Raw genomic sequence first — 11,464 nt, 5'->3', positions numbered from 1 at the left:
GCTGCCGCTGGCCCGGGCGCTGGTCGACGGGGCGGGGATGCCCCCCGAGGCGGTGGGGCCGATCGACGCGGTGCTGCGCCCGATGGTGGACCGCGCCTACGACCCGGGCCCGGCGCACAACCCGGTCCAGATCATCAACGGCATCACCCACATCCCGACGATTTTCTCTGCGGTCTCCTGGCCCATCCGCGGCGCCCGCGCCGGGATCAACCTGGCCACCAACTCCCTGGCCGTCGCCAACCTGGCCCGGATCCTCACCCCGGGTCCCGGGCTCGGCAAAGGCGGCGTGGTGCGCAAGGTCGTCCGCGCGGTCGTCAAAGCCAAGAAGTAACCGCTAGAGCCGCAGCCCGTCGCGGGGCGAAAAGCCAATCAGCTGTTCGGCTATCGGCGCCGGTGACTTCTCTTCTTCGGGCAGCACCGCGTCGATCGGCCCCACCGCCTCGGGGGGCATCCCCGCCCCGTCGACCAGCGCCCGGGCCAGCGGCAGCTCGGAGTTCCGGATGAAATAGGTCGTCGACGTGCCGCCCAGGTCGTTGGTGGTCCTCCTGATGTCCCACGGTGCGACCCGCGACGGGTCCGAGAATGCGGTGGCGCTGTGACCGTAATACCCGCCCGCCGCAATCGCGTTCAGGTCGGCCAGCAGGTTTCCGGGATGGTTGGGCGGGTCGGAAAAGGGGTCGTACTGCCCCACGATGTTGACCGTGTCGTATTGGCTCTCCACCGGAGCGGGGACGGTGTAGTCGATGATCGGCACGTGCGTCCCGGGCCCGAACACCTTGTAGAGCAGGTTGTCGGGGTTACCGGCCTTGATGAAGGTGAGCTGACCGGGCGGCGGCGCCGTCGGGTCGTGTGCCAGGCGCGCCTGCTCGCGGTCCAGCGCCAGCGAACCCTGGGACAGTCCGGCCACCGAGATGGGTCCGTCGGTGTTGCGGATCGCGGCATCGAGATTGTTCGCCCCGGTGGTCACGGAGCTGTTGACGGTCGGCGAACTCAGCCCGGTGACCGGCCAGAAGCTGCCCGGGTAGGGCACCACGCGGCGCACGGCCGCCGGACTGTAGTAGTTCGCGTCGATCTGCGGCTGCATCGCGGGATCGAAGTGATACAGCGACCGCAGCGGCCCGTAGGGGGACGGGGCCGTGCCGGGCACTATCAAAGCGGTGTCGGCGGCGGCGCCACCGGAATCGAAAACTATTGCGCACGCCAATGTTCCAACGGTGATGGCCGAGGTGAGCAGTTTGTTCACGAACTCTCCTCACGGCCTACCGAAAGAGCTACAGCAGGGATGCTACCGCGCACTGATGCTGGTCAGCCCGAGGACGAGCATGAAACAACCCGCGAAGGCCAGCAATACCGCGATGTCGCGGTGACCGCGGGACAGCAACCAGTTCCGCAGCCCGGCCATGACGGCACGCGTCTTGCGCGGCGCCGTGAGATACCCGATCAGTGGGAGCTCCGCCACGGTGAAGGCCACCAGGTTGAAGGCCACCAGCGCCTGAACCTGCGCGAGGGGCGCGGCGTGCGAGGCGAGGATGGCGGCCATCGAGCCCAGGTAGTTCGCCGACGGCAAAGCGGCGCCCATACCGCTAACCGCTGCGACACAGAGCGAGTCGCCCCGCAAGAAGACGCGTGCGCGGTCAGCCAGTTGCCGGCGGCCGCTCGGTGCCGGCCGCTCCAGCAGCGCAACGCCGCCAGTTCCGACCCTGACGGGCGCCTCGGCGGGGCGGGCGCGGCTGCGCGCCGAATCGCGCGTGGCCACCACAACGGCGATCAGCAAAGCCACGAGCCCGGAAGCGATTTGCACTTGCGCCACACTGACGTGGCCGACCACCGGCGCGGTCCGTAGCAGGAATAGCACCGTCAGCCCCACGCCCACGCCCATCGCGAAGCCACCACACAGAAACGCGAGCAACTGCCTGAGCGGGCTCCGCCGGCTGAGCAGCAGGATCACCAGACCGAGCCGGATCGGTTCGAAAATCACCGAGCCGGCCAATACCAGCACGGTGATCCACATGCTGGGCAACGTACCGCACGCGGCCAGGTCCAGCGCCCAAACTCGCCCGCACAAGCCGGTCTCGGCTGATCATGCCAGGGGTAGCGAATTTCGTCAGGCTGGGTTCAGACGGGTGTAACCCAAACGTCACGCGCACACGGGATGTCGCGGGGCGGACCCCGCCCAAAGCGGATATGCTGGGGGCTCCCGCAGCACCACTTGCGGCTGGAGAAATCCTGGGGGCGGCTGGGCCTGCCGGTCCGGTGCCGTCATTGTTGGTGCCCACCAGAGGGTTTCGTGGAGCAGCGTGAAACACGCCTGGCCGCGGGATGGCTGCGGGTGCCCCGGCGGGCTCGGCTCCGCGGCGACAGCGCGGACGGCAGGTCGCCTGAGCATCGCCCGGCGGGCGCGCAGCTGCGCCCCGCCGAGCCCAATAGCGCGGAGGTGCAGGGTATTCAGTGTTCGGCATAACCACTCTTCAAGACTGGACACCGCAGGCGCGCTCCGTCATCTGTTGGCACGCCTCACCGGCGGCGAGGGCCAAAGCGGCAGCGGCGCCGCCCAGTCCGGTTCCCCCCAGCTACCAGCAAACCCAACACCTTCGGCGCTACAGCGATCACGCCGCGCGGGGCCTGGACATGTCGCGCCTGATGATCTTCACCTGGGAGGTCCCCGGCCGCTGCGACGTCCGCGCCATGAACTACGCGGTCAATGCGCACATCCGCCGGCATGACACCTACCACAGCTGGTTCGACTACCGCGACGCCCAACAGATCGTTCGCCACACCATCGCCGACCCCGATGACATCGAACTCGTCCCGGTCGAGCACGGGGGGCTCACGCCCACGGAGTTGCGCGAACACATATCGACCCCGCAGCCGCTGCAGTGGGATTGTTTTCTGTTCGGAGTGGTGCAAAGCGACAACCATTTCACCTTCTACGCGAGCATCGCCCACCTCTGCGTCGACCCCATGATCGTCGGCGTTCTCTTCACGGAGATCCACCTGATGTACGCCACCCTGGTCGGTGGCGGCGCGCCCGTCGAACTCCCGGAGGCCGGGCGTTACGGCGAGTACTGCGTTCGGCAGCGGGAGGAGATGGCCGCGTTGACGGCCGACTCCCCCAAGGTGCGCGCGTGGACCGCCTTCGCCGCCGAAAACGGGGGGACGCTACCGCACTTTCCGCTGCGACTCGGCGACCTCTCGGTGCCCTATGCCGGCAAGCTCGTCACCGAGACGCTGATGGACGAACGGCAGACGGAACGGTTCGAGCGGGCCTGCGTGGCTGCGGATGCCCGCTTCAGCGGCGGTGTGTTCGCCTGCGCGGGCCTCACGCACCGTGAATTGACCGGTGCGGAAACGTTTTCCGCGGTAACGACTACCGATACCCGCAGGACGCCAACGGAATTGATGACGACTGGCTGGTTCACCGGCCTGGTTCCGGTCACGGTCGACATCGACGCCGGGCTTTTCGGGGACGCGGCGCACTCCGCGCAGACGTCCTTCGATTCGGGCATCGACTTGGCCACCATTCCGTTCGACCGGGTGCTGGAGTTGGCGCCCCCGGGGGCGGGTTTGGCCAGGCCGCGGCCCGGCAACTTCGTGATGTCGTTCCTGGACGCCAGCATCGCCCCGCTGTCCTCGGTCGCGAACTCCGACTTGAACTTTCGGATCTACGACGAGGGCAGGGTGTCCCATCAAGTCTCGCTGTGGGTCATCCGGCTACAACACGAGACCAAGGTGACGGTGTTGTTTCCCGACAACCCGGTCGCCCGCGAATCGGTGCGCCGGTACATCGACGCCTTGAAGTCGGCGTATGTCCGGGTGGCCGACGGCAGGCGCAGCCAGGTGTTCGCGCACTCGCCCGCGCGGCTAACCGCGCTGACTTAGCAGCTCGTCCAGGAGTGCGGTGAACTCCTCGGGTCGCGCCGGCGTGAAGGCGGGGCTGGGCTGAATGCCCGGCACGTCAAGCGTGATCAGCGTCGACTTGAACGGCCGGCTCACGTCCAGCGGGAGCCAGCGGCGCAAGTCCGAGCTGCCCCAGATCCGGAATCGATGCGTCAGCAGGCCCAACCCCTCGGCCTTGTACCCACGAACCGCGCCGAGTGCGATCACTTTCGACGTGCCGGAGGGAAAGTGGTAGCGGCGCAGGGTGATCGCCGCGCGGTCCAGCTGGACCAGGCCGTCGTCGTAACACTGGCCGTGGGTGGCGCTCATGCCCGCGAACTTCTCAGTTCGTGACCCCGCGCGGTCAGGCAGCGACCGTCGTCCAATCGCCATTGCCAGCCATGCAGGTTGCAGGTCAGCGTGTTGCCCTCGACCACACCGAATTTCGACAGGTCGGCCTTCAGGTGTGGGCAGCGGCGCTGAATTTCCCAGCCGTCCAGCGTGACCGACGAAGAATCGTCATGAGTCTCGGCGAACCAGCCGTCGGCGTAGGCAATCCGCTCGTCGGTGAGGCATTTGAAGAAGGTGTACAGGTATTCGTTATAACCGCCGACACGCCACGCCCTGAACCGGGTGGACAAGAAGATGGTGTTGACCCAATCGGGCTCCCGGTCGCGCAATACGGTGCGCACCAACTCCGGCGCTATGACGAAACCGTAACGGACCTTCTCGTCGGGAATGCGTTCGCGCACAGTACGTTTCGGGAAGTCCAGGATGACGGTTTCCGGGCCGATCACGAGTTCGACGGGATAGCCGATGCCGTCACAGATCTCGTCGCTCTGCGACATGATCGGTTCGAACAGCGCACGCAGCTGCTCCAGCAGCGGCTCGCCCGTGGCGGGCGCCCATCGCGCCTTCTCGGCGGCCAGGACGGGCGCCATCCGCTCGGCGTAGTCGGCGATGTAGGCCTGCTTGCCGGTGGTGAAGATCGCCTCGACCTGGTCGTCGGGCATCGGGTGGCTCAGCGAGTTCAGGGCGGTGCCGGTGAAGTCCGCGGTCGAGCCGGGGATCATCAGCAGGCCGCCGTTGTTGCCGTGGGCCCGCATCTGGTCGAGGAACACGATTTGGTCGGGGAAGATGTTGGCCGGATCGCCGTGGTCGTCGTTGAGATGGCGCAGTTCGGTGTCCAGGAAGCACGGCGGACCGGCCGACGGGATGACCCATGTGGCGCCCACCTGGGCGATGTACTGGCGGGCACGGTCCATCTGCCGCTGCCGCTTCTGGACGCCGAAGGACTCCTTGGCACGGGCGGGCATGTCGTAGACCATCGGGTACCAGATGGCGCCGGAGTACTGCAGCATGTGCACGTCGATGTGGCCGAACGCCGACGCCAACACGTCGAGATCGACCGGCCGGGCGTCGTTCATGTTGAAAGCCGTTGTGACGCCGTCGGAAACCACCAGCGCCGAGTCACCGAGCGGCCCGTCGGCCGGCGCGCGCAGCGCGATGATCATCACGTCGAGCTCGCCCTTCGGACCGCTGACGCGGTGTTTGACCGAGTTGCCGGTCTCGAAGAACCGGTAGAAACCCAACTCCTGCAACGCATTTCGCAAGTCCGGGACCGGGAAGTCCGGCAGCAGCACCACCGCGTCCTTATTGACGTGCTCGGCCAGGTTCTTGGCGTCGAAGTGGTCCTTGTGCAGGTGCGACAGGTACAGGTAGTCGCAGTCACCCAACTTGTCCCAGTCCAGTTGGCTGTTGTCCGGGAAGGGGAACCAGGACGCGAAGTACGCGGGGTTGACCCACGGGTCGCACAGGATGCTGCCCGCTGGGGTCTCGATCAGAAATCCGGCGTGACCTACGCTGGTGACCTGCACAAACACCTTCCTGGGGGCCGTACTCGCCCACGGCCCGGTAACGGGTTTTCAGCCCCCGAGCTTAGCGCGAGGCGGCATCGTCGGCCTCCCACAGCCGTCGGTAGAAGTCGATGCGAGCGGCGTCGGGCTCGACGCCGTAGGCCGCGAAGAATTCTCCGTCCCACACCCGGTCGGGGAAATTCCAGCCCAACGACAGCGTCGCGACCGCGAGGTCGGCCCACCGGTCGGCCACACCGAGGTCGCCCAGGTCGACATGCCCGCGGTACCGGCCGCGCCCGTCGACCAGGGTGTTGGGCGAGCAGGCGTCGCCGTGGCACACCACCAGGCGGTCGATGGGCGGCGGGCTGCCCAGCCGTGCACGCGCGACGGGTGTCAGGGCCGCCAGCCGGCCCTCGACCGACCAGTCGAACGGGCAGGACGACACCGGTAGCCGGTCATGCAGCCTGCGCAGGCCGAGGGCGATCGCGCGCACGGCCACCTCGGGTGTGGCCCGCAGGCGCGGATGTACGGCCGAGACGCCGGGCAGTGCCCGGGTATGCAGCCAGGCGCAGCCCCCGTCGACGCCGGCGCCCAGCACCGGCGGCACCAGCACGTACCGGGCGGCCCAACGCAGGCGCTCCGCTTCACGGGCAAAGTCGGTCACGCCGGCTTCCGCGACCTTGATGAACTCGGCGCCGCCGGCGTCGGGGCCGATCCGGAAGGTCACCCCACCGATCTCGTTGACCCACACGGCGCGAACCACCCTGCCGCCGGCAAACCGGCGAACCACTTCGGGCGGCGGAACGGGTGCCGCGGGGAAGCTCAAGCGATGGCCTCCTTTTCGCCACCTCGGGTGACTCACAGCCAGGAGCATTAGGCTGATCAGCTGTGGAACCGGTATACGGGACTGTCATTCAACTTGCCCGCCTGGTTTGGCGCCTACAGGGCCTCAAGATCACCGTGGCGGGGGTCGAAAACCTGCCCAAAACCGGCGGTGCCGTGATCGCCATCAACCACACCGGCTACCTCGACTTCACGTTCGCGGGTCTGCCCGCCTACCAGCAGGGACTGGGACGCAAGGTGCGGTTCATGGCCAAGCAGGAGGTGTTCGACAACAAGATCACCGGCCCGATCATGCGCAGCCTGCGGCACATCTCGGTGAATCGGCAGGACGGCGCCGCCTCCTACGAGGAGGCGGTCAGGAACCTCAAGGACGGTGAGCTGGTCGGCGTCTACCCCGAAGCCACCATCAGCCGCAGCTTCGAGATCAAGGAATTCAAGTCGGGCGCCGCCCGGATGGCCGTCGAGGCCGGGGTGCCGATCGTTCCGGTGATCGTCTGGGGCGCGCAGCGCATCTGGACCAAGGGGCACCCGAAAAAGTTGATGCGGCCGAAGGTGCCCGTCACGGTGCTGGTCGGCGAGCCGATCGAACCGACGTTGGGCGTCGAGGAGCTCAAGGGGCTGTTGCACTCGCGGATGCAACACCTGCTGGAGCGGGCCCAGGAGATGTACGGGCCGCACCCGGCGGGTGAGTTCTGGGTGCCGCGGCGGTTGGGCGGCAGCGCCCCTTCGCTGGCCGAAGCCGCCCGGATGGACGCCGAGGAGGCCGCCGCTCGCGCTGCCCGCCGGGCCGGACCCACGGGAGCTCCGGAGTAGCGATCAATGGTGGAGCCCGTCTTCCGCACGCTCGAGATTCTGGCTCGGCTGGTGGTCGTCGCCACCAACACCGAGATCTCCTACGGAGGCGAGGAGCACATCCCCGACACCGGCGGCGCCGTGATCGCGATCAACCACACCAGCTATGTCGACTTCCTGCCCGCCGCGCTGGCCGTGCACCGGCGGAGACGGCGGCTCAGGTTCATGATCAAGGCCGAAATGCAGCAGGTGCGGATCGTCAACTTCCTGATCAAGCACACCCGGACTATTCCGGTGGACCGCGGCGCCGGGGCCGGCGCCTACGCCGTGGCCGTGCAACGGCTCCGCGAGGGCGAGCTGGTGGGGGTTTATCCGGAGGCCACCATCAGCCGCAGCTTCGAGCTCAAGGAATTCAAGACGGGCGCCGCGCGCATGGCCATCGAAGCCGACGTTCCCATCGTCCCGGTGATCGTCTGGGGCGCCCACCGGATCTGGACCAAAGACCACCCACGCAACCTGAGCCGCGCCAAGGTACCGATTAAAGTGCAGGCAGGCGCGCCAGTGCCGGCGGCCGAAGACATCGCGCAGACCGACGCCGCACTGCGCGAGTCGATGACCGCACTGCTGCACCGGGTCCAAGCGGACTATCCGCACGAGCCGGGGGCGTACTGGACGCCGCGCCGGCTGGGCGGTGGGGCACCGACCATGGCGGAGGCGGCCCGGATGGAGGCGGACGAGGCGGCGGCGCGGGCCGCGGGCCGAGGCGGACGGCCGTCCCGGTAGACGAAGGAGAAGACATGCCCGAGGGGTTCTACCGGTTGTGCGAGTGGGTCGTACCGCCGATGGTTGCGATGCAGGGAACCAAGTTCACCTATCGCGGGCTGGAAAACATCCCCGAGCGGGGCGGCGCGCTGCTGGCCCAGAACCACACCAGCTACCTGGACTGGTTGCCAACGCTGCTCGCGGTGCGCGAGCGCCACCGGCGGGCGTACTTCATGATCAAAGCCGAGATGGCCGACGTGAAGGCGGTCAACTATGTGATCAACCACGCCAGGCTGATCCCGGTGGACCGCACCAACGGGAACGGCGCGCTCGAGCTGGCCACGCAGCGCCTGCGGCAGGGCGAGCTCATCGGGATGCACCCCGAAGCCACGATCAGCCGCAGTTTCGAGCTGCGCGAGTTCAAGAGCGGTGCGGCCCGGATGGCGCTGGACGCCCAGGTGCCGATCGTTCCGGTGATCGTCTGGGGTGCCCATCGGATTTGGCCCAAGGACCATCCAAAGAAGGTGTGGCGCAACAAGGTTCCGATCACCGTCGCCGCAGGCCGGCCGCTGCCGCCGCACGGCACGCCCGAACAGCTCAACGCGGCGCTGCGCCAGTCGATGAATGCGTTGCTGTATCAGGTACAGGAGGAATACCCCCACCCGGAGGGTGAATTCTGGGTCCCGAGGCGGCTCGGCGGCGCCGCGCCCACCCAGGACGATTCCCGGGCGATCCGCTTGTCGGAGTTGCAGGCGCGGATGCAGAAATACGGCACGGACGGCGTGACCCGACCCGGACAGGACCAGAGCGGAGTGCATTGACCAGATGACGTCAACGTGACCCAGCCGGCGCTAATAGCCTGCGACGTCGACGGCACCCTGTTCGACGACAACGAAACCATCACCCCGCGTACCCGCGATGCCGTGCGCGCCGCCGTCGATGCCGGCGCGACGTTCGTCGTGGCGACCGGCCGGCCGCCACGGTGGATACGCCCCGTCGTCGACGCGCTGGGCTTCGCGCCAATCGCGGTGTGCGCCAACGGCGCCGTCGTCTACGACCCCGCCACGGACCGGGTGGTCTCGACGCGGACGCTGCCCGTCGACACGCTGGCCGAGCTTGCGGAGCTGGCGACGCGCGTCATCCCGGGCGCGGGCCTGGCCGTCGAGCGAATCGGCGAACGCGCCCACGACACGGCGACCCCCCAGTTCATCAGCTCACCGGGCTACGAGCACGCGTGGCTGAACCCGGACAACACCGAGGTGTCGATCGAGGACCTGCTCAGTGCGCCCGCGATCAAGCTGCTCATCCGCCGAAGCGGGGCACGCAGCGCCGATATGGCCGCCGAGCTGGCCAAGCACGTCGGCATCGAGGGCGATATCACCTACTCCACCAACAACGGTCTCGTGGAGATCGTGCCGCTGGGCACCAGCAAGGCCACCGGCGTGGACGAGATCGCCAGGCCCCTGCAGATCGGCAGCGAGGAGGTACTGGCGTTCGGCGACATGCCCAACGACTTGCCCATGCTGCGCTGGGCGGGTCATGGCGTGGCGATGGGCAACGCCCATCCCGACGTGCTGGCCGCCGCCGACGAGGTCACCGCTGTCAACAACGACGACGGGGTGGGGCGGGTGCTCGAGCGCTGGTGGCTCTAGCGACTGCCGGGACCGGCTAGGTGGCAGACGGGTGCGCCGGTAACGAGAAGTGTTCGGGCGGCACGGTGGGGCCGCTCGGTGATTGCGTCGAGAGCGGCGTGATGATCCCCTCCGCGACCTCGGTGACGTTGCCGGTGAGCCGCTCGTAGTTCAGCGTTCCGTGTTGGAAATTCTGCGTAATCTGCAGCGGCTCTTGAAGTTCGGCGCTGGTCGGCAACCCGAGCGGTCCGCGTTCGTAGCTCAGCGACGCCCAGGCGTCGTAAATCGCGCCGGTGACCGGCTGGGCGCCGGTTTCCGGCGACCAATACATCGCGCCCCGGGCGAAGGTGACGTACCGCGCGTCACCCTCCGCGCTGTCCTCGGGGGACGTGGGCGCGCCCAGTACGCTGTTCATGCCGCCCATCGCCTGCCAGTGGTCGTAGATCGCGCCGCCCTGCAGGGCCTTGATCAGTTCCTCCGGCGGATCGTTGAAATGCGAAGCGACGTCGCGTACTTCGTCCATCAGCGCGTAGGCGGCGTTGCCCGGGCAATCGGTGTTGCCGACGTCGCGGTGCGTGAAGATCGTGGGCAGCGTCGCGACGGAACCGGCCGGGAAGGTGGTGTAGTGGCTACCCGCCGACTCCAGCGACACGGTGCCCTTGGGGTCGACGTTGTCCAGGCCCAGGCGCCAGCCCAGCAGCCGGCCCAGGGTGCGCAGCTGGATCGGCGTGGGGGGTACGTCGTCGAAGTTGCCGATCATCGCCACGCCCCAGGTGTTGCGGTTGAATCCGCCGGTGTGGAAGGCCTCGACCGCTTTGGTCAGCCCCCCGGCGCTGCCCTCGAACACCTGGCCGTACTTGTCGACCAGGGCGTTGTAGGCGATGTCGCACCAGCCCAAGGTCTTGCTGTGATAGGTGTAGATGGCCTTGACGATCCCGGCCGATTCCAGCGGCGAGTAGTCGTTGCTGCCCGCCGTGTGGTGTACGACGGCGGCACGAACGCCGTTGTCGTACTGCGGACTACCGCAACGCAGCGACTCGTCGGCACCCCATTCCGCCCGGCTGATGATGGCGGGGGCCTGGCCGGGCATCAGCACGCCCGAGGGTGGCGTCCACTGGGCTTTGGCCGGTGCTTGCGGCGGGGAGATGAGGATGGCGGAGATGTTCTGCCCGAAGGGTTGTTCCCGGGACGCCGGTTTGTAGCCCAGATCGGTCTCGCGGGGGGGCGCGGGTGATGGTCCCCCGCCGACGGGTGGGGCCCCCAGGGTCGGCGGCGCATCCATCGGACGCGTGACCGCGATCTCGACGGTGGTGGTGGTGCCGACGAACACCGGGTCGGTTCCGCGCGGCCCCTCGAGCGATCCGGCTGCCGTCGCCCCGTCGGGCGCCGCCGTCTCGTACTCGGTCTGGTACCAGGGCCCCCACGAACCGTCCGGCCGCCGCGCCCGCACCCTGGTCGAGGTGCCTGCCAGGTCGCCCGTGAGCGCGACGAGAGAGAACGGGGTGTCCTGGCTGATCTGGCGAACCGTGACACCGCCGCCCAACCCGACCAGCGGCTGTTCGGTCAGCTGGGTGTCGTGGGTCGGCGGCGGACTGGCAGTGCCGCGATCGCGCGTGGTGTCGGCCACCCAGGAGACGATGACGACGGTCGCCGCGATGGCGGTGAGCAATGTCGTCGGCCCACGACTAGGAGACACCAGCCGAT

General features: G+C 68.0%; 10 protein-coding genes and 2 pseudogenes. 6 read left to right on the top strand and 6 right to left on the bottom strand.

Going from position 1 to position 11,464, the window contains the following annotated elements; translation table 11 throughout:
• Nucleotides 1–331, top strand: a pseudogene (locus tag A5704_RS28955) (PE-PPE domain-containing protein); the annotation flags it as partial.
• A gap of 81 nt (nucleotides 332–412) precedes the next feature.
• Here A5704_RS28955 and A5704_RS24670 read toward each other — a convergent pair.
• Nucleotides 413–1,243, bottom strand: a pseudogene (locus tag A5704_RS24670) (PE-PPE domain-containing protein); the annotation flags it as partial.
• Between the two features lie 42 nt (nucleotides 1,244–1,285).
• Nucleotides 1,286–2,011 carry a GAP family protein gene (locus tag A5704_RS24665; RefSeq protein ID WP_067779932.1) on the bottom strand — a complete coding sequence of 242 codons (726 nt, stop codon included), beginning with the start codon at nucleotides 2,009–2,011 and terminating at the stop codon, nucleotides 1,286–1,288.
• A gap of 437 nt (nucleotides 2,012–2,448) precedes the next feature.
• Here A5704_RS24665 and A5704_RS24660 point away from each other — a divergent pair, with 437 nt between their 5' ends.
• The gene (locus tag A5704_RS24660; protein ID WP_067779929.1) at nucleotides 2,449–3,879 is read left to right on the top strand and encodes a condensation domain-containing protein; all 1,431 of its coding nucleotides are present in this window, start codon (nucleotides 2,449–2,451) and stop codon (nucleotides 3,877–3,879) included.
• Here the strand turns inward: A5704_RS24660 and A5704_RS24655 are convergent.
• From A5704_RS24655 to A5704_RS24645, 3 genes are all read right to left on the bottom strand, one after another.
• Nucleotides 3,862–4,206 carry a hypothetical protein gene (locus A5704_RS24655; RefSeq protein WP_067760258.1) on the bottom strand — a complete coding sequence of 115 codons (345 nt, stop codon included), beginning with the start codon at nucleotides 4,204–4,206 and terminating at the stop codon, nucleotides 3,862–3,864. The genes A5704_RS24660 and A5704_RS24655 overlap by 18 nt on opposite strands.
• Nucleotides 4,203–5,753 carry an MBL fold metallo-hydrolase gene (locus tag A5704_RS24650; RefSeq protein ID WP_067779954.1) on the bottom strand — a complete coding sequence of 517 codons (1,551 nt, stop codon included), beginning with the start codon at nucleotides 5,751–5,753 and terminating at the stop codon, nucleotides 4,203–4,205. Before A5704_RS24650 ends, A5704_RS24655 begins: the two co-directional genes overlap by 4 nt.
• 61 nt (nucleotides 5,754–5,814) lie before the next feature.
• Nucleotides 5,815–6,558 carry a phosphotransferase gene (locus tag A5704_RS24645; protein WP_067779926.1) on the bottom strand — a complete coding sequence of 248 codons (744 nt, stop codon included), beginning with the start codon at nucleotides 6,556–6,558 and terminating at the stop codon, nucleotides 5,815–5,817.
• A 62-nt stretch (nucleotides 6,559–6,620) separates the two neighbouring features.
• On the opposite strand from A5704_RS24645, the gene A5704_RS24640 reads away from it, so the two are divergent.
• Genes A5704_RS24640 through A5704_RS24625 form a run of 4 tightly spaced genes read left to right on the top strand, consistent with a single transcriptional unit; the run spans nucleotide 6,621 to nucleotide 9,781 of the window.
• The gene (locus A5704_RS24640; RefSeq protein ID WP_067760254.1) at nucleotides 6,621–7,388 is read left to right on the top strand and encodes a 1-acyl-sn-glycerol-3-phosphate acyltransferase; all 768 of its coding nucleotides are present in this window, start codon (nucleotides 6,621–6,623) and stop codon (nucleotides 7,386–7,388) included.
• A gap of 6 nt (nucleotides 7,389–7,394) precedes the next feature.
• Nucleotides 7,395–8,150 (top strand): 1-acyl-sn-glycerol-3-phosphate acyltransferase, encoded by a 756-nt coding sequence (locus tag A5704_RS24635; protein WP_067760251.1) that lies wholly within the window; start codon nucleotides 7,395–7,397, stop codon nucleotides 8,148–8,150.
• Between the two features lie 14 nt (nucleotides 8,151–8,164).
• Nucleotides 8,165–8,950, top strand: a complete 786-nt coding sequence (locus A5704_RS24630; RefSeq protein ID WP_067891566.1) for a 1-acyl-sn-glycerol-3-phosphate acyltransferase — start codon at nucleotides 8,165–8,167, stop codon at nucleotides 8,948–8,950.
• Between the two features lie 15 nt (nucleotides 8,951–8,965).
• Entirely contained in the window at nucleotides 8,966–9,781 is an 816-nt protein-coding gene (locus A5704_RS24625) for a Cof-type HAD-IIB family hydrolase (protein ID WP_067760248.1), read from the top strand.
• Nucleotides 9,782–9,797: 16 nt separating this feature from the next.
• Here the strand turns inward: A5704_RS24625 and A5704_RS24620 are convergent, their stop codons facing one another.
• On the bottom strand, nucleotides 9,798–11,456 hold the full coding sequence (locus A5704_RS24620; RefSeq protein WP_197499000.1) for an LGFP repeat-containing protein: 1,659 nt from the start codon (nucleotides 11,454–11,456) through the stop codon (nucleotides 9,798–9,800).
• Nucleotides 11,457–11,464 lie beyond the last annotated feature (8 nt).

Source organism: Mycobacterium sp. E735 (genome assembly GCF_001666955.1).
In the GTDB taxonomy this organism is placed as follows: domain Bacteria; phylum Actinomycetota; class Actinomycetes; order Mycobacteriales; family Mycobacteriaceae; genus Mycobacterium.
This window is presented reverse-complemented; position numbering and strand designations above follow the sequence as displayed.

What these genes read in the sequence shown, in the direction of transcription:
- A5704_RS24630 (WP_067891566.1), top strand. Translation starts at nt 8,165, where the DNA reads ATGCCCGAGGGGTTCTACCGGTTGTGCGAGTGGGTCGTACCGCCGATG.
- A5704_RS24655 (WP_067760258.1), bottom strand. Translation starts at nt 4,206, where the DNA reads ATGAGCGCCACCCACGGCCAGTGTTACGACGACGGCCTGGTCCAGCTG.
- A5704_RS24635 (WP_067760251.1), top strand. Translation starts at nt 7,395, where the DNA reads ATGGTGGAGCCCGTCTTCCGCACGCTCGAGATTCTGGCTCGGCTGGTG.
- A5704_RS24665 (WP_067779932.1), bottom strand. Translation starts at nt 2,011, where the DNA reads ATGTGGATCACCGTGCTGGTATTGGCCGGCTCGGTGATTTTCGAACCG.